The following is a 25,218-nucleotide window of genomic DNA, read 5'->3' on the forward strand; positions in this document are numbered from 1 at the left end:
TCTTATTTAGAGTTTTATGTATTTCAAAAAAATTGCCTTATTATTTTTATTGTTTTCCGTTTCGGCAAGCTTTGCCCAAACATTATCATTAAAAGATGCTATTAAAACAGGTCTTGAAAATTATGGTAGTGTCAAAGCAAAAAGCAATTATGCTAATGCCTCCAAAGAAACGCTAAAGCAAGCAAATCGGGATTATTTACCCAATTTAAACCTATCTGCACAACAAGATTATGGAACCATAAATGGGCAGAATGGTGCCTTATATGGTTTTAATGGTTTAGGAACTGCCTCTTCTGGTCCTGCATTGCCAGAACAAAACTGGAACGCTTCGTTTGGAGCATTATATCTGGTTAACATGAATTGGGATTTTTTTACTTTCGGAAAAATCAAACAAAAAATCAATCTTGCTAAAGTCGAAGTTCAAAGTCGTGAAAATGATTTGCAACAAGAAAAATTTCAGCAAGAAATTAAAATCTCTGCGGCATATCTTAATTTGCTGGCAAGCCAACGTTTATTAATATCTCAGCAAAAGAACTTAACACGTGCCGTAGTTTTTAAGAACACTGCCGTGGCAAGAGTAAAAAACGGATTACTTGCCGGAGTAGATTCTACATTGGCTACAGCCGAAGTTTCTCGTGCTAAAATTGCTTTAAATCAGGCTAAGGATTTTGTAAAAGAACAAAATAGCAAACTGGTTATTTTAATGGGAGTTCCTACTCAGGATTTTATTCCAGATACTTTATTTGTGAGTCAGATTCCGAAAGAAATGATACAACCTACAGAATCTAATGATAGTTTGCATCCTGTACTTCAATACTACAAAAGCAAAATTGATTACAGCAATCAACAAGTTAAATTATACAAAAGAAGCTATTACCCAACGATGAGTATGTTTGGTGTTTTGCAAACCAGAGCATCAGGATTTAACTCCGATTATGTTACAGATCAAACTTCTTTTAACCGAAATTATATTGATGGTATTAGTCCCGACAGAACCAATTATCTGGTAGGAGTTGGAATTACCTGGAATCTTACAACGCCGTTTAGAACAAGCAAACAAGTAAGTGCTCAAAAATTTATTTCGCAAGGTTTACAAGATGAATACAACCAGATTGATACCGAGCTTAAAGCACAATTAAATCTTGCCGACGCAAAAATTAAAATCACGATGGATAATTATGTCGAAGCACCTATTCAGGTTAAGGCTGCTGCTCAGGCGTACTTACAGAAATCGACTTTATACAAAAACGGATTAACGACATTAACCGATATTACCCAAACACTTTATACGCTAAACCGTGCCGAAATAGACCGTGATATTGTCAATAATAATGTTTGGCAATCTTTCTTACTCAAGGCTGCTGCCACAGGTAATTTTGACTTATTTATAAATGAATTTTAATTATAGATCCTAATGAATTTAATACGTTTTGCACTTCGCAAACCCATTTCCATACTGGTTATGGTTGCAGGTTTATTCTTCTTCGGAATTGGTGCTATTAAGGATATCAAGGTAGATATTCTTCCGAAAATGAATTTGCCAGTTATTTATATCGCACATCCCTTTGGTGGTTACACACCCGACCAGATGGAAGCTTATTTTGCCAAAAATTATGTCAATATTCTACCTTTTGCCAATGGCGTAAAATCGGTAGAAACTAAGAATATTCAAGGGTTAATGATTATGAAATTAACCTATTACGAAAATACAAATATGGCTCAGGCTGCTGCCGAATTGAGTTCGTTATCTAATAGAATTCAGGCTGCATTTCCTCCAGGAACGCAACCACCATTTATCATTCGTTTTGATGCTTCGTCTTTGCCTATTGGGCAATTGGTATTAAGCAGTAAAATACGTTCAAATAATGAGTTGCAGGATTTAGCCAATGTCTATGTTCGTGCCTCCTTCACTTCTATTCCCGGTTTATTATCTCCGGCACCCTTTGGCGGAAGCCCAAGAACAATCGAGGTAAATGTTGATCCCGATTTGTTGCGTTCGCATAATATGACACCCGACCAGATTGTTGAAGCTATACGTGTAAACAACCAAACGGCTCCATCAGGAAACGTGCGTATGGGCGATAAAAACTATATTACGCCAACCAATAATACGATTAAAGAAGTTAAAGATTTTGAGAACATTCCGTTGTTTAAAGGAAGCGTTCAAAACTTAAAATTAGGCGATGTTGCAACTGTAAAAGATGGTGCCGATATTACTGCTGGTTATGCCTTGGTAAACGGAAAACGTTCGGTTTATATTAGTATTGCCAAAGCGGGAGATGCTTCGACTTGGGATGTGGTTCAGAAATTAAAATCAGAATTACCTAAAATACAAAGTACACTTCCCGAAGATGTAAAATTATCATACGAGTTTGACCAATCGGTTTATGTAATCAATTCGGTTAAAAGTTTAATTACCGAAGGAATCATCGGAGCTGTATTAACCGGATTAATGGTTTTACTTTTCCTTGGTGACAAACGTGCGGCTTTAATCGTAATCTTGACAATTCCTATTTCGATTATTTCGGGGGTTTTATTCCTGAAATTATTCGGACAAACCATCAACTTAATGTCATTAAGCGGATTGGCTCTTGCCATAGGAATTCTGGTAGATGAAAGTACGGTTACCATCGAAAATATTCACCAGCATCTCGATATGGGAAAACCCAAGGCACTCGCCATTTGGGATGCCTGTCAGGAAATTGCGTTGCCTAAATTATTGATTCTTCTTTGTATTCTTGCTGTATTTGCACCCGCATTTACCATGGTCGGAATTCCGGGAGCCTTGTTTTTGCCACTTGCATTAGCAATTGGATTCTCGATGGTTATTTCGTTTTTACTATCACAAACTTTTGTACCAGTTATGGCAAACTGGTTAATGAAAGCACATCCTGTTCATGCACACGCACCGGGCATTACCGATGATGAAGCTGAATTTAATGATTGCGGATTAACGCCTGAGTCAGAGAAAGATTTGATTACTCAGAAAAAAGCAATGGTCGAAAGAGACGATTTTAATAATGATGGAAAAATAAGTCATTTTGAGAAATTCAGAATCCGATTTATGAAAACATTAGACCGTTTGTTTCCGCATAAAAAAGGGGTAACTCTAGCTTATCTTTTCGGAATCACTTTCTTAGCAATATTACTGATTACGTTTATTGGGAAAGATGTTTTCCCTAAAGTAAACTCAAGCCAGTTCCAACTAAGAATGCGTGCTCCCGACGGAACTCGTTTAGAACGTACCGAAGAAAAAGCAATTTTAGTACTGAAAGAATTAAACAAAATGGTTGGCAAGGAACATATCGGAATTTCATCTGTATATGTTGGGCAACACCCATCGTTGTTTTCTATAAACCCAATTTATTTATTCATGGCAGGTTCACATGAAGCGGTTTTTCAGGTAAGTTTAAAAGACTATCATGCCGACATGGATGAGTTTAAAGATGAGTTTAGAAACAGGCTTAAAAAAATCCTTCCAGATGTAAAAGTCTCTTTTGAACCAATCGAACTTACTGATAAAGTATTGAGCCAAGGTTCTCCTACTCCTATCGAGGTACGAATTGCCGGAAAAGACAAAAAACGAAATGAGCTTTATGCTAACCAAATAGTCGAGAAACTAAAGAGAATATCCTATTTCCGAGATGTACAAATTGGGCAACCCATACATTATCCAGCAATGAATATTGATATTGACAGAACTCGTGCTGCCGAATTAGGCGTTGATATGAATGATATCTCACGTTCTCTGGTAGCTTCAACCTCATCGTCAAGATATACGGAGAAAAATACATGGGTCGACGAAAAAGCTGGATTATCCTATAGCGTTCAGGTACAAGTGCCGCTAAACAACATGAAAAGCAAAACCGATATTGGCGAAATTCCAGTATTAAAAAATTCGCTTCGTCCTGTTTTAAGCGATGTTGCCAAAATTACACCGGGATTTGTGAGTGGAGAAAATGACAATCTTGGAGCCATGCCATACATTACTGTTACAGCCAACATTAGCCAAACCGATTTGGGTACGGCAGTAAAAGATGTAGATGCAACAATAAATTCATTGGGCGAATTACCACGCGGATTATTCATAAGCCCAATTGGTATGAGCAAAGTATTAGTAGAAACACTAAGCAGTTTACAAGTAGGTTTATTGGTTGCAATTTTCGTGATATTTTTAATGTTGGCGGCAAATTTCCAATCTTTCAAGGTATCGTTAGTAATCCTAACAACAGTTCCTGCAGTAGTTTTAGGAGCTTTATTAATGCTTACAATTACAGGCTCTACATTAAACTTACAATCGTATATGGGAATCATTATGTCAGTTGGGGTTTCTATCGCCAATGCCGTTTTATTGGTTACCAATGCCGAACAATTACGCAAACACAATGGCAACGCATTAGAGTCGGCACGTGAAGCTGCTGCATTGCGTCTTCGTCCTATTATCATGACCTCTGTGGCGATGATTGCAGGAATGTTACCAATGGCAATTGGTCACGGTGAAGGTGGCGATCAGGTATCACCATTAGGGCGTGCGGTTATCGGCGGATTATTCTTTTCGACCTTTACAGTACTACTAATTTTACCACTGATTTTTGCGTGGGCGCAAGAAAAGGCAACAACACAATCTGTTTCTTTAGATCCAGAAGACGAAGAAAGTATTCATTATATATCCTCATTAAATCCAAAAAATGAAAAATAAAATATTACAATCAATAATGCTGTTTCTAGTAGCAATAAGTTTATTAAGCAGCTGTAATTCGGGCAAGAAAGAAGAAGCTGTTGCCGAAATCGAGCCGAAAACTGAAACATTTCTTTTGCAAAAAGAGAAGTTAACCACCGAGCTAAGAATGCCAGCAGAATTATCTGGTTTCCAACAAGTAGATTTATATGCAAAAGTGAGCAGCTTTGTAAAATTACTTAAAGTAGATATTGGCTCGAAAGTAACCAAAGGACAACTTTTAATCGTACTAGAAGCACCCGAAATTAGTTCACAACTTGCAGCTGCCGAATCGAGATTAAAATCGATGGAAGCGATTTACAATACAAGCAAAAGCACGTACAATCGTCTTTATGAAACTAGTAAAGTCGAAGGGACAATCTCTAAAAACGACTTGGAAATGGCAAACGGAAAAAAGAATTCTGATTATGCACAATACCAAGCAGCCGTGGCTTCGCATAAAGAAGTGGCTATTATGAAAGGTTATCTGGAAATTCGTGCCCCTTTTAACGGAATTGTTACCGCAAGAAATGTCAATTTAGGCGCTTATGTTGGTCCATCTGGTAAAGGATCGGATTTGCCGTTATTGACAATCCAGGAACAAACAAAATTACGTCTTGCCGTTTCTATCCCTGAACTTTATACAGGATATTTAAAACAAGGCGACGAAATGAGTTTTAATGTAAAATCATCGCCTGATACATTTAAAGCTAAAATCCAACGTATGTCGGGAGCGTTAGATTTAAAACTGCGCTCAGAACGTGTAGAAATGGACGTGAACAATACAAGCGGAGATTTATTACCAGGAATGGTAGCCGAAGTTTTGCTTCCGCTAAATGCAAAAGACAGCACATTTGTAGCTCCGAAAACTGCCGTTGTAAGTTCTGCCGAAGGTGTTTATGTTATAAAAGTAGTAAACCATAAAGCAACAAGAATCAACGTGAAAAAAGGAAGAGAAATCGATGATAAAATCGAAATCTTTGGCGATTTAAATGCCAATGATAAACTGATAAAACTTGCCAGCGAAGAAATTAAAGAAGGTGATACTGTAAACGAATAACTACCGTTTAGCTTTCTTTTTTATTAGATTACCCAAAGAACTGTACGCAATTATTAATTCCCGCATTTAAGAGTCTAAAAGGATTTAAAAATGCACATTAAAAATTGCCCTAAAGGACGATGCCTCATAAAGTATCGTCCTTTTTTTTGTGCTTAAAAGTTTCGCAGAGATTCGCAAAATAGCGCGGAGATTCACAAAGTTTTTATTCTCATTTTTGTCATCCCCTATTGTCATCCCCAGCGTAGTCGAAGGCTTATAAAACCGAAATAATAAAAGAATCAAAGACGCGGAGCCGCAAAGTTTCTATTCTCATTTTTTTTCATTTCGAGGAACGAGAAATCTTCGCGAGTAACTCTACAAAGATTGACGATTTTCTATGCGGAGCTACTCACGAAGATTTACTTCGTCTATTCGCTATCGCTCGGAGCTCCTACGAAATGACACACTTTGTGGTTATGCTTTTTTTTAAATTTTCTGGAGCTATTCCTGCTATCATTCCAATCTTTTTTATTGTGAAAAACAATAAAAAAGGATTTTCCCTTCTATCAGGGCTAGGAAATTAGTTGTAAACTTATTTTGGAACGAGACAACCGCACTGAAAAATTAATTTATTTTAAGAGCTTTTTCAATAAAAAAATAATTTAAAATAAAATTCCCATTATGGTATTCCGTATTATTATTGATTAAATAATTTTTACATTTATCAAATAAAACAATACACTAAAATAAACGCAAAAGGTTTAATTAAATATTTGTTTTATTTCGATTTACTTACAAAAAAACCTCAACCATGAACATAGATTGCGTCGATATCCAAAATTTTAGAAAATTAAAAAAGTGTAGAATTGATTTTTCTAAAGAAGAGACAATTTTAGTGGGACCAAACAATAGCGGTAAGACAACTGCAATGGATGCATTAATTAGATTTTTAAAGAAAAAGAAATTTTCCAGTAGAGATTTTACATTAACAAATTGGTTAGAAATAAATGCAATTGGTAATTTATGGATTAGTGAACCTGAATTATCAAAATTAGATTTCACAATAGAAAAATGGATCGATAATTTACCATCATTAGACATTTGGTTTCATGTAGAACAAAATGAGATTCATCATGTTATTAATCTAATACCTACCCTTGATTGGGATGGTGGCTTTTTAGGAGTTAGGTTGCGGTTTGAACCAAATTATATTGAGCAAGTATATGAAGAATTCATGTTCTCTTATTCTAATTCAAAATCAATTACTGGTGATGAGGAAAATGATTTTAAGCTATGGCCAAATGATCTATGGGATTTTTTAGATAAAAAAGGCAATTTAAATAAATTATTTTCTATAAAAACTTATTTATTGAATTCAGAATTAAAAGATTCAACTCAAGAACTTCTTAAAGATAATATACCTACAGAAACGGATATAGTAAGCGGACTTATAAAAGTTGATATTATAAATGCTCAAAGAGGTTTTTCAGACATAAATGTTGATGCAGACGATACCTCTAGCATTAAAAATTTATCAAGCCAATTAAGAGAATACTATGATAGGCATTTAAACCCTTCTGAAAATCCAACAACAGACGATCTGAAAGCTTTAAATGCAATACAACAAGCTAAACAGCTTTTTGAAGATAATTTACAAGAGAGTTTCAAACCTTCTTTAGATGAATTGCAAATGCTTAATTATCCCGGATTTGGTAATCCGACAATTAATTTATCAAGTAAATTTAATACTGTGGACACTTTAAATCACGATTCTGCAGTTCAATATAATTTATGTACTGAAAATCCAAATCTTACTCTTCCTGAAAAATATAATGGTTTAGGTTATCAGAATTTAATATCTATGATTTTTAAATTAATTAGATTTCGAGATGAGTGGATGCAAGTGGGAAAGAATCATAACACTGGTACAGTAGTTAATAGTGGAGAATTTGAACCATTACATTTGGTTTTAATTGAAGAACCAGAAGCACATTTACATGCACAGGTTCAGCAAGTTTTTATAAAAGAGGCATATAAAGTACTTAGAAATCATAAAGACTTGAAAATTGGTAATTTTAAAACCCAATTATTAATTAGTACTCACTCAAATCACATTGCTCATGAAATAAATTTTACTTCATTACGATATTTCAAAAGAATCAAAGGAAATAGTGGATCAATAAATTTATCTGAAGTAGTAAATTTATCAGAGACTTTTGGGACAACTGATGACTCAACCAAATTTGCTATTAGATATTTAAAAGCTAATCATAGTGATTTATTCTTTGCTGATGCCGTAATTCTTGTGGAAGGACCAGTTGAAAGAATGCTAGTTCCTCATTTCATAAATAAAAATCATAAAAATCTAACATCATGCTATATATCTATACTAGAAATAGGAGGTAGCCATGCTCATACTTTAAAACCTCTTATTGAAAATTTAGGAATACTAACTCTAATAATTACTGACTTGGATTCTGTCGATCCATCTAGAAATAATGCAAAAACTCTACCTGAAAAAGCAAAAAAATATAAAACAGGTAATGATACTTTAAAAAAATGGTTTCCTATAAAAACTGAACTTGATGATTTATTTAAATTGAGTTCTACAGAAAAGGAACATACGATTTATCCAATTAAAGTCGCATACCAAATTCCACTACAAATTAATAATGGAAAAATGGATGTTGAAGTATATCCATATACTTTTGAAGATTCATTAGTAATGGAAAATAAATTAATTTTTGAAAAAATATCAAAAGCGACTGGACTTTTAGCAAAAATGATTGATGCATCAAAAATAGAAGATATTAATGTCTCTGCTAAAAAAATGTATGAGGTAATTACTGAAAAAGGAGCAAAAAAAGCAGAATTTGCTTTAGAACTTTTATATTTTCAAGAACCAAACGACTTAATAACCCCAGAATATATAAAACAAGGATTAGATTGGCTTGAAACCAAATTAGTAGGTAAAAAAGATGGTTTAACAGTATAAAATAAAAAAAATGAGCGCAGAAAAATCTAATCATGACACTGATGATCATGTAGATACAGAGATATATAACTGTTTGAAACTTGAAAATCCTAAAAGCTTTTTTCTCTTTGCTGGTGCGGGATCAGGTAAAACAAGATCTCTTGTAAAAGTCTTAACCGATTTTAAAACTGAATATGGAAAACAATTGAGATTAAACAGAAAAAAGGTAGCAATTATCACATATACAAACGCGGCTTGTGACGAAATAATTCACAGATTAAAATATGACCCAATTTTTGCTGTAACTACAATTCATAGTTATGCGTGGGAATTAATTAAGAACTTTAATCATGATATAAAATTATGGTTGAAAAATAATTTAGCTAATGAAATTTATAAGTTAGAAGAAGAACAAAGCAAAAGTAAAAATTTATTAAATAAAACATCAATAGATAGAACAAGGAAAATCGAGTCAAAAAACAAAAGACTTGATAATTTAAATAATATTCAACAATTTACATATAATCCTAATGGAGATAATATTTCTAAAGATTCATTAAATCATTCCGAAGTTATAAGTATTGCTGCTAATTTTATACAGAATAAACCATTAATGCAGGATTTATTAGTTTGTAAATTTCCAATAGTTTTAGTTGATGAGAGTCAGGATACTAAAAAAGATCTTATAAATGCATTTTTTGAACTACAAAAAAATAAAAAGGAATCTTTCTCATTAGGCTTATTTGGTGATACTATGCAAAGAATATATGTCGATGGAAAAGAAAACCTTGAACTAGAATTGCCGAAAGATTGGATTAAACCAGTAAAAAAAATGAACCATCGATCTAATAAAAGAATAATTTCATTAATTAATAGTATTAGACAATCCGTTGATAAACAAAAACAAGAACCGAGAAATGAAAAGGAAGAAGGCTTCGTGAGGCTTTTTATTTGTAAGAGAGGTCTAGATAAACAAAAAACTGAAGTTAATGTATCTCAAAGAATGTCTGAAATCACGGGTGATTTTTTATGGAATAATGACATAAATAATGCAAATATAAAAACACTGATTCTTGAACATCATATGGCTGCAAGAAGAATGGGATTTTTAGAATTTTTCGAACCCTTATACAAAGAAGATAGATTATCAACAGGAGTACTCGATGGAACATTAGCAGGAGCTAATTTCTTCACAAAAATAATTTTACCTATAGTTAATGCAAATGAAGTAGGGGATAAATTTGCTATAGCTCGAATCGTCAAAAAATATTCCGCCTATCTAAATAAAAATGAAATTCTTAAAAATGCACAACAAATAGAAAATATAAGAAAAGCAAATATGGCCTTATTAGATTTATTGGTTTTGTGGGATGATAATGCAGATCCTCTTCTAATTGATGTAATTAAAAATGTATATAAAACGGAATTATTCCCCTTACCTGATAGCTTACTTACAATTGCTAAAAGAACAAAATCTGATTTATTCGAGGCCAATAAATTAGAAAATATTGAAGTTGAAGACGAAGTTAGTGATGATGTAATTGACGCATGGGATCTTGCTTTAGCTAATTCTTTTTCTCAAATAAAACATTATAATGATTATATATCTGAAGATTCTAAATTTGGAACTCATCAAGGTGTAAAAGGATTAGAATATGAGAGAGTAATGGTTATTTTAGATGATGAAGAATCGAAAGGTTTCTTGTTTAGTTATGATAAATTATTTGGTTCTAAAGATCTAAGTCCAACGGATAGAAAAAATATAGAAGAGGGAAAAGAAACCGCTAATGATAGAACAAGAAGACTTTTCTATGTAGCTTGTAGTAGAGCAAAAGAAAGTTTAGCAATCGTAGCTTACACCGACAATCCTGAAATAGTTTCAAAAAGCGCAATAGAATTTGGCTGGTTCAAAAAAGAAGAAATTGTAATTATATAATAGTAAATTATGAGTATTAAAGAATTTGATTTTCTCCATGCTGGCGCGAGCGCAATGTCATTAAGTTTTTAAACTATAATTTTTCTCGCAAAGACGCCAAGTCACTAAGTTTAGATATGATTTCTTCGCGTCTTTGCGAGAGATTTATTCAGCAAAGCATTACGAACATTTCCTTAACCTTAATGATATTGCGCGCTAGCAAAGGACAAGTTTGTGGTTCTTTTATGTGCAAACTTGTATATAAATAATTTTTGTTTCTACCCAATCTTGTCACCCTGACGGAGGAAGGGTCTCTACAAGAAACTAACACAAAGCTTTTCTTGATTGTCGAGTTTCTTGTGAGGTTTCGACTTCGCACAGCATCCATAAATAGAATGTGCATCATGCAGAGAAAAGAGTCAAACAAAAAATCTCGACTTTTTTAAAAATCGAGGTTTAAAGATATAATCAGAAACTTACTCTACATCCAAATATGGATTTAGAATTTCGGCTAATTCATTGAGCCAATAAAAGCTATTTTCTAGGTTTATTATTTCGTTTTGAAGGGTTTGTTCCCTCATGGCTCCTAAAGCAAGAAGATAATTTGCTTGCCTTAATACCTTAGCCATACCTTTTGGATCGATTGTATTGCTAAAGAAATTCATAAGCCTTGTTTTGGCTTCTTCTGAAAGGTTGTTTGTACTCATAATGTCGTAATTTAAGAATATAAAAACCCTTGCATTTTAGTGTTTCTAACGCCTACGACAGCGTTTACGGTCGTTTCCGATACCGCACACATAATACAAGGGCAATTTATTTAGTTCTTAAGGTCGTAGTTTAAGAACGGCAAATATAGGAAAAACCCGCGTAATCGATGGGCTTTCCTCATCATAAAAAGAATATACTTTCACTTTTGTCTCTATTGATTATTACAATTAAAGAAAGTGCATTATGGTTTTCAGTAATAGAATCAAAAAATGCAGGGCTAACTTTCGAGATATTAATTATAAAAATAAATTATTATGGCAAAAGTAGATCCGTTTTACAGTGTAAAACAAGATGTCCATCACAACAACAGTAGTTGTACAGAAGGGAACAACATTGAGAAAGAGAATCTTAAATCTGGAACTGGCGGAAAGCCTCTTTGCAGTCGTTGCAGTAAACTTTAATTTTTAGCCGCTCTAACAAAGCGGCTTTATTATAACATTGTAGCAAGGTTTAATCAAAATAATAACTACTATCATTATCAAAAAAACATTCGATAATTTTATTCCATAACTTATGCTCAAAAGTTAATTTTATAGGATTCTTAATATCATTTGTAATATCCAAAAGCCTCATGTTTTCGGCATCAAAAACAATCCAGCCAATGGTACTTTCAGACTTATCGTTTGCATCAAACAAACGTAGTTTCATATTAACCTCATTATTATTTTTAATCGCAATTTTCAAATTATCCTTGAAAGGATTTTTAAAGTTTGAACCCTTAATTAAATCTATAATAATTTGAGAACAATCAGCTTTTAAATTACTCGATTTAGATGTATGCAATTTTTGACTTCTAAAAAACTTAATATCTTCCATGAAAATATTTGTCAATTCTTCTTTTGTTAAAAGGGAAGTCTTTAAATTTTCATCTGTTATTTTATTTATTTTAGGATTTGAATTTATATAAATTGGTTCTTCATAATTAGAAGTTACTCGATTTGCATTAAATAATTCTTTATTAAAAATAAAGGTATAATCTATTTTTCCCGTCTCGCCATAAATTGTAGATTTAATAATTGAATCATTAGTTCTTTGATTTTTAAATAATGATAATTTTTCTCCTTCTGAACTATTAGAAAAAACTATTGTATCTTTTAATAATATCAAACTATCAATTATCTTAGGCTCCAATGCTTCAGATGTTTTCATTTTTTGCACTTTATTATCACAACTATTGAATACAATAATTAGAAATACAATCATCAAAGTTTTAAAATTTCTCATATTATCCTAGACTTTTCTCATTTGTATTCTATTCATTGCACTTTTTTAAAATTATTTCTTGCTGATTTTTTCTGTTTTCCTGTTGAAAGCTACATTCTGTAAATTCTCTTTTTTGCGTTTTTTTATTATAGAACCCATACCAATAAAAATATAGTGTATTATCATCTATTATTTTTACATAAGCAATAGACTTATCATTAACATATTCCTTCCAATTTAAATTAACTCCAAAATTCCCTTTATCTTCTGGTATTTCTTTTAATTTGTAAGCGATACCATTATCCGAATCATATCTTTTTATTTCAATCATATCTATATAAATTTGATTGAACATAACTTCTAAAAAAGCAGTTTTATCTTTTATATTAATACTTGAATTCCCATTTTTGCAATCAATTTTCCAGTTGCCATTTAGCGTTACTTCATTACTATTTACTTGCTTTTTAACATCATCACAGTTGTCACATTCCTTACACGGCTGTTTTATATGAGGAATTGTGTTTATAAAAATACTATCAATAAAAACTTTTCCATTTATTGAATAATATTTATCATCAATTTTGCTAATATTCAGTATTGAAACTTTCTGAGTAGGGTCAGTGTTTTTTATTTGTAGTTCATAATCATTGCTATTCTTTTTGATACCTAAAATTCTATATCTAAAATCGCCATCTTGAGCTGTAGTATAAACCAATAAAGAATCCTTAATACTATATTTTTTATTAGAAGCATCACAAGGTTCGTAAATACTATTTATTGAATTTATTTTTTTAACCTCAAAAAAAACATGATTACTAACTTCTGAAAAGTCAATTTTACTTTTAACTTCTTGGCAACTAGAAAATGTACTAATTAATAATATAAGCCTAAATAATTTTTCCATCTTTAGATCATTTGAAATTATACACTATACATTCATTATTTTATTTTTGCTGTAATAATTGCCAATCTTTATCATAAAAGCGTTTACTTCTTATGTAGTACTTATTCTTTATTTTTTTTATAGATATAATTTCTGAGCCTTTAGAAAAATCAATTTCATCATTTTTATCTTTCATAGCTGGACACGGGCGCCCATCATTTTCATCACGGATTAGATAAAGAATACTATTTTTCTCCTTATAAAAATATTTTCCTTCACATAATGCAAATTCATTATTAGAAAAATTTAATGTTACATAATTTTTACTAAAATATAGATAGTAAGTAACATTTATAGCCCTATTTGTCTCATAATTTTCAATATGAACATCAGCGAAATACATTCCCTCCAAACTATTTTTAATTAAATTTTGAGAATAGCAATTAATACAATTTACAAGTAAAAATAACGTTACAATTTTTTTCATTCAATTTAGATTTTTATAATTTTTCATTCGTCTTATATTTTTTTAAGCATCATATAACAATTCAATAATTAATTTCCCTTTTGAATCTCTCCATCTTATCCAATAATTTTTATTATTACTATCTTCTATCATTAACCAATCATCTTTAATTTTAATAGGATAATAATCTTCGTCTTTATTGAAAAGCAATTGTTTTGATCGAATGTTTGGTTCTTCATAAAGTGGATTTGTTTTATCATCAAAGTTTACAAATACGACAGTTAAAATATGCTCAGCTAAGGTTTGGTATTCAAAATTAGAATCAGATATTTTTATAAATTTTATCAAATTTTCATCGCTTTCGTTTACAACTATTTCGTAAAAACCTTTTTCTTTTTTTAGAGTCTTAAAAACTAAAAGATTGTTTTCAGGTTTAATCGCGTAAGGCATTATTTCGATATCAGAAAAAAAATCATCAAATTTAAAAGACTTCCAGATTGAATTATCCCTATTGTAAATTTTTATTAAATTCTTTTTATTGTAGCTATTTTTCAAAACCAACAAACCATAATTATCTTCTTTATCTATTTTTAATATTGATTTCTTATTATCAGTTGTATCAATAGATGAATTACTTTTATCCTTTTTTTTGGCTTCATATTTATCACCACATGAGCACAGTAATAAAGACAATAAATAGCAAGACAATTTTGTAATATTATTTTTCTTAAACATTTAATTTATAATTTTAGCGTTTATTTCATCAACTATCTCATAATCTATGGATAAAGTCCCAAAGTGGCCATGATCATAATGTTTACCAACTTTAGGATTTACACCAACATAATTTTTATCTGTCGCATAATTTTTATCAAAGCCATATTTAAAGCCAATTTTAAATAATTCTTCGTTTTTATTATCATCGAATATTATTGAACTGGTATTGCCTCTAAAACTTTTTCCGTTTTTATTAAGATATCTAAAATCTATATTCAAGCCTGATTGTTTTCCTTTATGACCATGTCCGCTATGATGAGATTTTGCATTTGAAGGATTACTCGTTGGGTCGCTTCCATTTTCAGATGACATATCTCCAAAATCTATTTGCCATTTCTTATCAATAGCGTCAGATATAACTCCGAATAATGCAGCAGCAGTTTGGGGTAAAAGATAATGATCTCCTTTTCCTACATCTTCAATTTTAGATTTTCCTCCAACATCTTCTCCCCCATATCTTCCGAAACCATCTCCTAAAGCAGGAAATTTAACCAATCCATAAATATTTTTAGAAAGGGTTTCTATTTTTTTGAAATTAATACTACCTTCTTTTACTTGAACATAATATGAAATTTCTTCTGTGCTATTTATGTATTTGATATCGCCATTTCTGTAAATATAAAAACCAGAATCAGTAATACTTTCAACAGAATTTATCCTTTCACATATGAATTTGGTTTCTTTATTCTCAATTTTACTTCCTTCTTTAAAAGAATCATACGCTCTTACTGCAAGTTCTTTTTTAGTAATCCCATTTTTTGAATCTGTATCTATCGACGCATTAGCATTATAGAACTCTGTCCCTTCTTTATAAAGAGTAGTACTATCATCACTCCCATTCATTTTTGATGGCGCAAAAACTAATAAATATAAGTCAGCCAAAGTCAATTTATTTGTAATTTTATTTACTTTTTTCCAATGCGCAATATATTTTTCTACATAAAAAAATTGCTCTAATTGTGTCATTAAAGCTAATTTTCTTTTGGTCAATGAATAACCATAATTTGTATTCAAACCATTGATAGCAGCAGGTGTGAATTGAATAAGACCAACAGCACCCGAGAAACTTTCATCCAATTTTAGAATCTCTTCCTTTGTTAATCCTCTATAATCTACTTTAGAATTACCATCTTTTTTTAATTCTCCTGTTGACCTTAGTTCTACTTTTGATGGTGAAAAAGTATGGGAAGTCTCAGCCCACATTACAGCCATTAGGTGATTTGGATCAAAATTTTGTCTCTTACTTATCTCAATTACTTTTTTTCTAAATTCACAACTCACGTTAGGATGCGCTCCCCAAATTAAGTCAAGTTCCTTACAAACACAAACATCTTTGTCCTCCTTCTTCTTCCACCAATTATTATCCGTATTAACCTTCATCAAACTATTAATTTTTTCCCAAACGGGATTAAATTCTAATGTAGGTTTTATAACTACTTTTGTTTCATGATAATCATAAACTTTATTATCAGATTTATTAACTCCTTTTACTTCTTTTTTAGATGGGCCTTTTTTCTCTGCGGGTGTTTGTTTTATGACTACTTCTGTTTTATAATCAGGATTAGGTACGTTAGTGTTTAAACTAGGTACTCTTTTTGATTTTCTTTCTAAAAATTCTGCTGTTACATAATACTCATGATATTCGCCCTCGCTAGTATCTCCTTCTGCCAACTTTGCATTAGCAAGCCATGCAAAGCTAGGTTTTAGCTGAAACGAAACATCGGCTTTACCATTTAAAACAATTCCTTTTTTTTCTTGTATTCTTACGTTAGTAGTGTTTTGTTTGGTTTTATCTCCATCATCTTCCCATAAAGTAACTGCTAGAGAGAATCTATCCATTCCGACGCAATGTACTCGAGCAACAATCCAATCACCATAAGCAAATGGTTTTGTTGGTTTACTTAAATTAACATCTAACAAATCGACATGTACTATTTTGGCTTGTGATGCTTTTAGCGGCTTTATATCAAAAATAGCTTTTTCCCCATTAACTTCAACCGATATTTTTATTGCTTCACGAGCAAGACTCTTTTGGTAAAAAATATAATCTACTGTTATTCCTGTTTTATTATTTTCTTTTGTTTTTCGCCAATAACCTCGTTCAAATATCCAAACTGACCATTTTACTTGATCATTGGATGCAACTTGATATTCTGGTAGAAAATTTTGTTTAGGAACTGAATCTCCAAACAATTCATTTATGGAGTAATATTCCTTTACTCCTACTACTGGACTATGATTTCCAAATATCTTTAAGTTTGACATATCCGTTTATATTTTAAAAATAAATATAAGATTAATTATACGATATCATAAACAATTATTCTTTAAAAATAATATTTGTATTACAAAACTATATTTCGCTTTATAGATATGCTCAACAGGACATACTTTACCCCCTTCTTTAGAAAGGAAAAGATATAGTGTCCAGAATTGAGACAGAAATTCATATTGATCAGATTATCAGCTCTTAAAAAAAATCCTTAAAAAATTTGCGAAACCGAATAGTTGCACGTAAATTTGCAACTGATTGGTTTCTTATTTTAAACTTTAAGTAATATGAGACGAGATATATTTCAGGCTGTAGCCGACCCAACAAGGCGATCTATAATTGCCTTACTTGCCATACAAGCAATGACACCCAACACCATTGCGGAGAACTTTGACACTAGCCGACAATCTGTTTCTAAACACCTGCGGATACTTACTGAATGCGAACTTGTAAAACAGGAACAACAAGGCAGAGAAATTTATTATTCACTCGAAATTGAAAAAATGAAAGAGATTGATAAATGGTTAACCCAATTTAGAGAAATCTGGGAAACTAAATTTAATCAACTCGACGAAGTATTATTAACACTTAAAAATCAGAAAAAATGAAAAATTTACAATTTGATTTTACCGTTGACAAATCCATAAAAACGGTATTCATAAACCGAGAATTTAATGCGGAACTTCCGTTAGTTTGGGACGCTTTTACCAAACCAGAACTTCTGGATCAATGGGTTGCTCCTAAACCATGGTCAGCTAAAACAAAACACATGAATTTTGAAGTTGGCGGACGAAGATTTTATGCCATGGTAAGTCCCGAAGGATTGGAACGCTGGTCTGTTCAGGAATTTACTTCGATTACTCCAAAGACCAATTTTAAAATGTACAATACTTTTGCCGACGAAAATGAAAATAAAGAAATACCCGGTTCTGATTGGGATTACAATTTTAGCGAACAAAACGGCATAACAAAAGTGAGCATTACTATTGTAAATGAATCTCTGGAACGTTTGGAAAGAATGATTGAAATGGGCTTTAAAGAAGGCTTTACAATGTCTATTGATAACTTAGAAAAATTATTGGGAACTTTATCTCAAAAATAATTTATGCTTAATTTATATAAATCTCCTGCAAGGTCTTTTTTTGACCTTGTAGGTATGATAATTAATAAGATACCTAACAGGTTTATCCCGAAGCTTCGGGACTGTTAAGATAATAATACGAAATCTTATAGATTGTAAAAATTATACCTACAAGGTTGAAAAAAACCTTGCAGGAATAGAAATCCTATTGAAAAACAAGCTTAAAAAAGGTGATAGAATTACTAATCTTCCCTCCTAGCCCCGATGGAAACGGCATCCTTTTTATGGCTCCTTTAGCCATGAAAAGATATAGTGTACAGCGGGACTCAAGTTGATATTAACTAACTCTTGTTCTGCTCCTGGAAAATAGAATCTTCTATTTATTTAATATTGTTTTACAGAAAAAATTATTGCTTGTTGTATTAATAAAACTTAAAATTTTCTTATTGATTTTGAATATATGTAGTCAACTACGTATATTTACATATAAATTATTTTTTGACAGCATAAATCAATTAAAATGGAGAATAAATCAAACGCAACTTTGACCAATATAATTAAGACTGAACAAATCGATAACCATGATCAAATAGATCTTGCGTTCTTTATACGAAGACAAGTTTTTGTAGAGGAGCAGCATGTATCGGTAGAACGCGAATCGATGGACGATAACGAATCTGTTCATTACTTAGCTACGTATAATGAGTTGCCTGCTGGTGCAGCGAGATATAGAAAAACAGAAAAAGGAACTAAAATAGAACGTATTGCCGTACTGAAAAACTATAGAGGAAAAGGTATTGGTGAAGCATTATTGCTTAAAATTCTGGATGATGTAAAATTGGAAGAAAAGATATACTTGCACGCTCAGGTTGTTGCGAAACAATTTTATATAAAAAATGGTTTTAAAGAAACTGATAATTATTTTGTAGATGCCGGAATCGATCATCTCGAAATGGATTTCATTAAATAAACCTGATTTTCAGGTAAATATAAAGCCTTCTAAAACCTACGTTTTTGAAGGCTTTTTTTAATTAAAATAGAAGTAAATTTGGTAGCGAATAATTTCGTCGAAAATAAACCAGAAAAAATATATGTTATTTCTAATTTTAAGTATTGTATGCAGTGTAAGTGTTGGTGTTTTATTTAAGATAGCACGAAAATACTATACTAATAATACCCAAATTGTCGCTTACAATTACATCTTTGCATTGGCGCTTTGTTATATATCATTTAGCCCAGATATTACTGCAATTACTGCTGCTGCTCCATGGAATCTTTACATTGTGATTGGGGTTTTATTACCTTCTATATTTCTCTTTTTGGCACTGTCTATAAAACATATGGGGATTGTAAAAACCGATGCTGCACAACGCCTTTCGCTATTTATCCCCATACTTGCAGCTTGGTTATTGTTTAAAGAAGAATTTAATATTCTTAAAATCACAGCGCTTTTAATTGGCTTTCCTGCCCTATTACTTATCCTGAATAAACCCGCAGACAAGACCACTAATAAATGGTTTTATCCTGCAATTGTATTATTAGGTTTTGGAGTAATTGATATTCTTTTTAAACAAATAGCAACGCACACCGACCTTCCCTACACTACTTCGTTGTTTGCCATTTTTGCAATCTCGATGGTGATAATGGTTGTAGTTGTTCTGTATCAAACGCTTATTAAGAAAGTAAAACTAACTCCGAGGAATATCTTATTTGGTGGATTAATTGGTATCCTTAATTTTGGTAATATTCTTTTTTACTTAAAAGCGCATAAGGAATTTGCCGAAAATCCGTCGACTGTTTTTGCGGGAATGAATATGGGTGTAATCATTATAGGAAGTCTTACTGGTATTTTAGTCTTTAAAGAAAAACAAACTAAGCTGAATTATCTCGGGCTTTTCCTTGCGTTAATAGCCATTGTTTTAATTGTGATTTCTCAAAATAGTAAATAAACTAAATAATGGAAAGTTATTCTTTTGATCCCATATCGTCACCAAATGCCTCTGTTTTAATTCTGGGAACTATGCCTGGAATAAAATCTTTGGAATTAGGGCAATACTATGGACATAAACAAAATAACTTCTGGAAAATATTATTCACCGTATTCAATGAAGATTTTACTGATGTTTATGAAGCTAAAAAAGAAATCTTAATAAAAAATAACATCGCATTATGGGATGTTTTAAAATACTGTGACAGAGTTGGAAGTCTTGATAGCGCCATTAAGAATGAAATAACAAATGATTTTGATACTTTCTTGAAACAACATCCTGACATTAAAACTATCTTGTTTAATGGACAAAAAGCAGCAGCATTTTTTAAAAAGTATATTAAAGTAAGTAACGATTACAAACTTATTACGCTTCCGTCAACCAGTCCTGCAAATGCTGGAAAATCATTCGATTCTAAACTAAATGAATGGAAAATTATTTTGGAATTACAGCAAAAAATTTAAAAACCAAATCTTGAATTCTACAATAAATATTTTCGTTTATTTGTATCACCTTTTCATTTTTCACATTTCACTTTTACCTTTTTCCATCACTAATTAACATGACTGACTATTTCCTTGATATTGAATATAAAGACATCACTTACAACAGAGATGATGCAAATTTCAAGGATTTTGAATCTTGTACTTTTACCAATTGTAACTTTTCTGCCTGTACTTTTCTAGCCGTAACTTTTATCGATTGTGTTTTTAATAATTGCATCTTTAGCGAAGCCAAAATAAACTATGTCGCTTTTAGAACCGCTACTTTTAATGATTGTGAAATCAAGGATGTGAATTTTGCCATGTGTGACAAACTCATCTTTGAAGTAAATTTTAATAATTGTGTTCTCGATTTTTCTAAGTTTTATACTTTAAAGATAAAAGGAACTTCCTTTACCGATTGCAGTTTGGTTGCTGTCGATTTTATGGCGAGCGATATCACAAATGTAATTTTTGATAATTGCGACTTATATCGTGCCGAATTTGATAAAGCTATTGCAAACAAAACTGACTTTAAAACTAGTTATAATTATACCATCGACCCATCTAGAGTAAAACTCAAAAAAGCTATTTTTACCTTAAAAGAAGTAAAAGGATTGCTTTTTAAACATGATATAATAGTTAGTTAAAAAAAATTCAAGAAAATGTGTATATCTTATAGTTACTAATATAAATTGTCTAGAAAGGAACGCGGATTTAACGGATTCGCTATGGCGAAAACGCGGATAAAAACGGATTTTTTTAACAATGGTGATATCGATTCTGAAGCTTCAGGACGGAAAGGGAGAAATCTGTTTTTATCTGCGTCTTTACTTTTAGTAAATCAGTATTATCCGCGTTCCTTTCGCAAAGAGTTAGATAGAAGAATTCTATCCCATTCCGACATTTCAGGATTGCGACCTCTGCGTAAACCATTGCGCCCTTTGCGGTTCATTTCTTCAGTCTAAAACATTCACGAATTCACTCATTAATTTAAAAAAATTAGTTTTAATCCGCGTACATTGACAAAGAATTAAAAACTATATATTTACTTCTTCAATATTAACAAACCATATTAGATTATGAATAACCAAGAATATACCATCCGAAATGCTAATGCAAATGAATTTGAGGAAATCGGAAAATTGATGGTTCTGGTTTATTCGCAATTAGAAGGTTTCCCTAAAGAATCTGAGCAACCCAATTATTATAAGATGCTTGCCAATATTGGTGATTTAACTACTAATTCCGAAACAGAACTTTTGGTTGCTGTTTCTTCTGATAACAAAATAGTTGGTGGCGTAGTTTATTTTGGCGATATGCAATATTATGGTTCTGGCGGAATTGCTACCAAAGAAAAAAACACCTCTGGTTTCCGATTATTAGCAGTAGATTCTATGACAAGAGATCAAGGAATTGGTAAACTATTAATAAATGATTGCATCCTGAAAGCTAAAAACAAGAAACAACATCAGCTAATTATCCATTCGACCAAAGCAATGCAAACTGCTTGGAAAATGTATGAACGATTGGGTTTTATAAGATCTGAAGATTTGGATTTTATGCAAGGTGAACTTCCTGTTTTTGGTTTTAGATTATTGTTCTAAACAAAAAATAGATATGTTCCTTTAAATAAGACACTTTAAAACTTCTACTCTCTTAAATCACTTATATAATTTAAGAAAAACGAAACATATAAGTCATGTAAGTACATTTAAGCTTACTCCAATAAAACTTATTTTTCCTTTATAGTGTAATAATATTCTACTTTCTTAAATCACTTATATGGTTTAAGAAAAGTCAATATATAAGTTATGTAAGTACATTTAAGCGTAGTGTATCAAAACTTATATTTCTTCTTTGGCGAAAGCCAATAAATCATAGGTTTAACAATTTATTATATCATTTCTTCTCTCTTATTATATCTATTTGCATCAATATTCCTTAATCGATGCGAATTATATAATCTTTATTTAAAGTTATATAATGAAAATTGTATGTGAAATACTGACCTTTATCATTACAACAACAAACATAACATTTTACAAATCAATATTTTAAAACACCCTGATTTGTAAAATCATAGTGTTTTTCAAGAAAATATAAATTACCTTTAGTTAAGTATTTTTTTACAGACTAAGAATTTTTCCATTTTTTTAATACGCATTACGATTATAAAATGATTTTTCAACAACTAAAAATATACTATGCCACTTTTCTACTTAAAAGACACTTTTACAGATATTGGTGATGTAACACTTTTTACCAAAAAGTTTTTCAAGGAGGTTTTTATTCCTCCATACGAAACCAAAGAATTCTTTAGGCAATGTTATCTTATTGGCTATAAATCTCTTCCGTTGGTAGCGATAACAGGCTTTATAATGGGATTAGTGCTTACATTGCAAACAAGACCTACATTGGCCACTTTTGGCGCAGAATCTTGGTTACCAGGTATGGTTGCATTGTCATTAATTCGAGAAATTGCTCCAGTAATTACGGCATTAATTTGCGCAGGAAAAATTTCATCCGGAATTGGTGCCGAACTAGGTTCGATGAAAGTCACCGAGCAAATAGATGCTATGGAAGTAGCAGCCATAAATCCGTTTAAATACTTGGTTGTAACCCGCATTTTAGCCACAACTTTAATGGTTCCTATATTGGTAATTTTTGCCGATGCAATAGGAATTTTGGGCGGCTATGCAGGAATTACAATTCACAGCGATGTAAATGCTTATCGCTATATGTCGCAGGTTTTTGAATCCCTAGACTTTATAGACATTTTTCCAGCCACTATAAAAACTTTTTTCTTTGGTTTTTTTATAGGAATGATTGGCTGTTACAAAGGTTTTAATGCCGCAAATGGTACCGAAAGTGTTGGTAAAGCTGCAAACTCAGCAGTAGTTACAGCATCGCTTACCATTTTTATCATAGATATGCTCGCAGTACAAATCACTGATTTATTCTTTTAATATGAAATCTGAACAAGAAAATATAGTACAAACAGTTGCTCCCAATAAAAAAACTCCTGTAATCGAGATTAAAGATTTGCATAAATCTTTTGGCGATAACGATGTTTTAAAAGGAGTAAATCTTACTGTAAATAAAGGCGAAGACTTAGTGATATTAGGAAGGTCTGGCGAAGGAAAATCTATAACTATAAAATGTATTGTAGGATTGGTAATTCCTGAGAAAGGAAATATAAGTGTTTTAGGCGAAGAAATAATTGGATTAGGAAAAAGTGAACTCAATAAGATAAGAGTCAAAATTGGATTTCTTTTTCAAAGTGGGGCTTTATATGATTCGATGTCGGTAAGAGAGAATTTAGAATTTACATTAAAAAGACATAACAAGGAATTATCCCCTCAGGAAATAGAAACTGAAGTTATGGATGTTCTCGAAAGTGTTGGTCTAGCCGATGCTGTAGATAAAATGCCTTCGGAATTATCCGGCGGTATGCGAAAACGAATTGGTCTTGCTCGTACATTAATACTAAAACCTGAAATTATTTTGTATGACGAACCTACCACGGGATTGGATACAATTACATCTAAAGAAATAAGTGAATTAATATTAGAAATTAAGAAAAAACGTAAAACTACCTCGATAATTATTACCCATGATATGTCTTGTGCCAAACTAACTGCAGATAGAGTTATGATTTTAAAAGATGGTGTAATACATGCTGAAGGGAAATACGAAGAATTAGAAAAAAGTGAAGACGAATGGGTAAGATCATTCTTTATATAAACATTTAATAAAACGAAATTATGAATAAGGAATCTGGATATAAATGGAAACTAGGAATGTTTGTAACAATAGGCTTAATCCTTTTTATGGTAACTATTTACTTTATCGGAAAACAACAAAATCTATTTGGTTCAACATTTCATATAACATCAACTTTTAAAACCGTAAGTGGTTTACAAGTCGGAAACAATGTACGTTTCTCAGGAATTAACATTGGTACTGTCGAAGAAATACAATTGATAAACGATTCTTCGGTAGTTGTAAAACTGGTTATAAAAGAAGAAGTCAAGCAATTTATAAAGACTGATGCCAGAGCTAGTATTGGCTCTGAAGGATTGATGGGTGACAAAGTTCTTACCATATCTCCGGGAAACAAATCTAATAGAATCATTGCTAATAATGGCAAAATTGCTTCTATAGATGCCATAGAAATGGATGATATCATGAAAAGTGTAAAGAAAAGTGTGGACAATGCAGGTGTAATATCCGAAGAACTTGCCATTTTTACCCATAATATGAATAATGGGAACGGTGCTTTATCTAGATTAATGACTGATCCTAAACTTGCAAATACACTAACCAAAACAATTACCAATCTAGAAAATGGTACACAAGGGTTTAGTCAGAACATGGAAGCTGCCAAAAGTAATTTCTTGTTTAGAGGATATTACAAAAAACAGGAAAAAGAGAAAGAAAAGGAACAAGAAGAAGCCGATAAAAAAGCAAAGGAAGAACATGAAAAACTAGAGAAGGAGAAAAAAGAGAAAGAAAAAGAAAAAGAAAAGGAGAACGAGAAAAAAGAAGAAGCTACAAAAGAAAACACAAAAAAATAATATATAAAAATACTTCTACTTTAACTTCTAATCTAATTACTTGTTCTAAAAACAGTAATCAAATGATTATCGA

Annotated in this window: 22 protein-coding genes; 16 read left to right on the forward strand and 6 right to left on the reverse strand. The window is 31.6% G+C overall.

Annotation, left to right across the window (positions count from 1 at the left end; all coding sequences use genetic code 11):
- Positions 1–16 precede the first annotated feature (16 nt).
- The 5 genes from OA93_RS20380 to OA93_RS20400 all read left to right on the forward strand — a co-directional run bounded on the left by OA93_RS20380 (position 17) and on the right by OA93_RS20400 (position 10,666).
- Positions 17–1,402: a TolC family protein gene (locus OA93_RS20380; protein ID WP_039115801.1), complete on the forward strand. Its 1,386-nt coding sequence runs from the start codon at positions 17–19 to the stop codon at positions 1,400–1,402.
- 12 nt (positions 1,403–1,414) lie between these two features.
- Complete coding sequence (locus tag OA93_RS20385; protein WP_039115803.1) at positions 1,415–4,699, forward strand: efflux RND transporter permease subunit; 3,285 nt, start codon at positions 1,415–1,417, stop codon at positions 4,697–4,699.
- Positions 4,689–5,777 carry an efflux RND transporter periplasmic adaptor subunit gene (locus OA93_RS20390; protein WP_039115805.1) on the forward strand — a complete coding sequence of 363 codons (1,089 nt, stop codon included), beginning with the start codon at positions 4,689–4,691 and terminating at the stop codon, positions 5,775–5,777. The genes OA93_RS20385 and OA93_RS20390 overlap by 11 nt, the downstream gene beginning before the upstream one ends.
- A 790-nt stretch (positions 5,778–6,567) precedes the next feature.
- Positions 6,568–8,751 (forward strand): AAA family ATPase, encoded by a 2,184-nt coding sequence (locus OA93_RS20395; RefSeq protein ID WP_039115807.1) that lies wholly within the window; start codon positions 6,568–6,570, stop codon positions 8,749–8,751.
- A 10-nt stretch (positions 8,752–8,761) separates the two neighbouring features.
- Entirely contained in the window at positions 8,762–10,666 is a 1,905-nt protein-coding gene (locus tag OA93_RS20400; RefSeq protein ID WP_039115808.1) for a UvrD-helicase domain-containing protein, read from the forward strand.
- Positions 10,667–11,121: 455 nt separating this feature from the next.
- Here the strand turns inward: OA93_RS20400 and OA93_RS20405 are convergent, their stop codons facing one another.
- Positions 11,122–11,352: a hypothetical protein gene (locus OA93_RS20405; RefSeq protein WP_039115809.1), complete on the reverse strand. Its 231-nt coding sequence runs from the start codon at positions 11,350–11,352 to the stop codon at positions 11,122–11,124.
- Positions 11,353–11,667: 315 nt separating this feature from the next.
- Between OA93_RS20405 and OA93_RS25170 the strand changes: the two genes are divergently transcribed.
- The gene (locus OA93_RS25170) at positions 11,668–11,814 is read left to right on the forward strand and encodes a hypothetical protein (protein WP_165572126.1); all 147 of its coding nucleotides are present in this window, start codon (positions 11,668–11,670) and stop codon (positions 11,812–11,814) included.
- Between the two features lie 49 nt (positions 11,815–11,863).
- Here the strand turns inward: OA93_RS25170 and OA93_RS24260 are convergent, their stop codons facing one another.
- The 5 genes from OA93_RS24260 to OA93_RS24265 all read right to left on the reverse strand — a co-directional run bounded on the left by OA93_RS24260 (position 11,864) and on the right by OA93_RS24265 (position 17,007).
- The gene (locus OA93_RS24260) at positions 11,864–12,562 is read right to left on the reverse strand and encodes a hypothetical protein (RefSeq protein WP_052259547.1); all 699 of its coding nucleotides are present in this window, start codon (positions 12,560–12,562) and stop codon (positions 11,864–11,866) included.
- Positions 12,563–12,665: 103 nt separating this feature from the next.
- Complete coding sequence (locus tag OA93_RS20420) at positions 12,666–13,520, reverse strand: hypothetical protein (protein ID WP_039115811.1); 855 nt, start codon at positions 13,518–13,520, stop codon at positions 12,666–12,668.
- A 40-nt stretch (positions 13,521–13,560) separates the two neighbouring features.
- Positions 13,561–13,986 carry a hypothetical protein gene (locus tag OA93_RS20425; protein ID WP_039115812.1) on the reverse strand — a complete coding sequence of 142 codons (426 nt, stop codon included), beginning with the start codon at positions 13,984–13,986 and terminating at the stop codon, positions 13,561–13,563.
- Between the two features lie 42 nt (positions 13,987–14,028).
- Entirely contained in the window at positions 14,029–14,700 is a 672-nt protein-coding gene (locus OA93_RS20430; RefSeq protein ID WP_039115813.1) for a hypothetical protein, read from the reverse strand.
- A complete protein-coding gene (locus OA93_RS24265; protein ID WP_052259548.1) occupies positions 14,701–17,007 on the reverse strand; it encodes a hypothetical protein in 2,307 nt (768 codons plus the stop codon). It abuts the gene before it with no gap.
- A 294-nt stretch (positions 17,008–17,301) separates the two neighbouring features.
- Here OA93_RS24265 and OA93_RS20440 point away from each other — a divergent pair, with 294 nt between their 5' ends.
- The 10 genes from OA93_RS20440 (at position 17,302) to OA93_RS20485 (ending at position 25,145) form a co-directional block, all read left to right on the forward strand.
- Entirely contained in the window at positions 17,302–17,622 is a 321-nt protein-coding gene (locus OA93_RS20440; RefSeq protein WP_039115815.1) for a metalloregulator ArsR/SmtB family transcription factor, read from the forward strand.
- Positions 17,619–18,116 carry an SRPBCC domain-containing protein gene (locus OA93_RS20445; protein ID WP_039115816.1) on the forward strand — a complete coding sequence of 166 codons (498 nt, stop codon included), beginning with the start codon at positions 17,619–17,621 and terminating at the stop codon, positions 18,114–18,116. The genes OA93_RS20440 and OA93_RS20445 overlap by 4 nt, the downstream gene beginning before the upstream one ends.
- 499 nt (positions 18,117–18,615) lie before the next feature.
- Positions 18,616–19,065: a GNAT family N-acetyltransferase gene (locus tag OA93_RS20450; RefSeq protein ID WP_082001857.1), complete on the forward strand. Its 450-nt coding sequence runs from the start codon at positions 18,616–18,618 to the stop codon at positions 19,063–19,065.
- Between the two features lie 121 nt (positions 19,066–19,186).
- Positions 19,187–20,044, forward strand: a complete 858-nt coding sequence (locus OA93_RS20455) for a transporter (RefSeq protein WP_039115817.1) — start codon at positions 19,187–19,189, stop codon at positions 20,042–20,044.
- A gap of 8 nt (positions 20,045–20,052) precedes the next feature.
- Positions 20,053–20,547 carry a DNA-deoxyinosine glycosylase gene (locus OA93_RS20460; RefSeq protein ID WP_039115819.1) on the forward strand — a complete coding sequence of 165 codons (495 nt, stop codon included), beginning with the start codon at positions 20,053–20,055 and terminating at the stop codon, positions 20,545–20,547.
- A gap of 98 nt (positions 20,548–20,645) precedes the next feature.
- The gene (locus OA93_RS20465; RefSeq protein WP_039115820.1) at positions 20,646–21,215 is read left to right on the forward strand and encodes a pentapeptide repeat-containing protein; all 570 of its coding nucleotides are present in this window, start codon (positions 20,646–20,648) and stop codon (positions 21,213–21,215) included.
- Positions 21,216–21,647: 432 nt separating this feature from the next.
- Complete coding sequence (locus tag OA93_RS20470; protein ID WP_039115821.1) at positions 21,648–22,172, forward strand: GNAT family N-acetyltransferase; 525 nt, start codon at positions 21,648–21,650, stop codon at positions 22,170–22,172.
- Between the two features lie 600 nt (positions 22,173–22,772).
- Entirely contained in the window at positions 22,773–23,534 is a 762-nt protein-coding gene (locus tag OA93_RS20475; RefSeq protein WP_039115822.1) for an ABC transporter permease, read from the forward strand.
- Between the two features lies 1 nt (position 23,535).
- A complete protein-coding gene (locus OA93_RS20480; RefSeq protein ID WP_039115823.1) occupies positions 23,536–24,312 on the forward strand; it encodes an ATP-binding cassette domain-containing protein in 777 nt (258 codons plus the stop codon).
- Between the two features lie 20 nt (positions 24,313–24,332).
- Positions 24,333–25,145 (forward strand): MlaD family protein, encoded by an 813-nt coding sequence (locus OA93_RS20485; protein WP_039115824.1) that lies wholly within the window; start codon positions 24,333–24,335, stop codon positions 25,143–25,145.
- The last annotated feature ends 73 nt before the right edge of the window (positions 25,146–25,218 follow it).

Origin of the sequence: Flavobacterium sp. KMS (genome assembly GCF_000813005.1) — a bacterium.
Taxonomy (GTDB): domain Bacteria; phylum Bacteroidota; class Bacteroidia; order Flavobacteriales; family Flavobacteriaceae; genus Flavobacterium.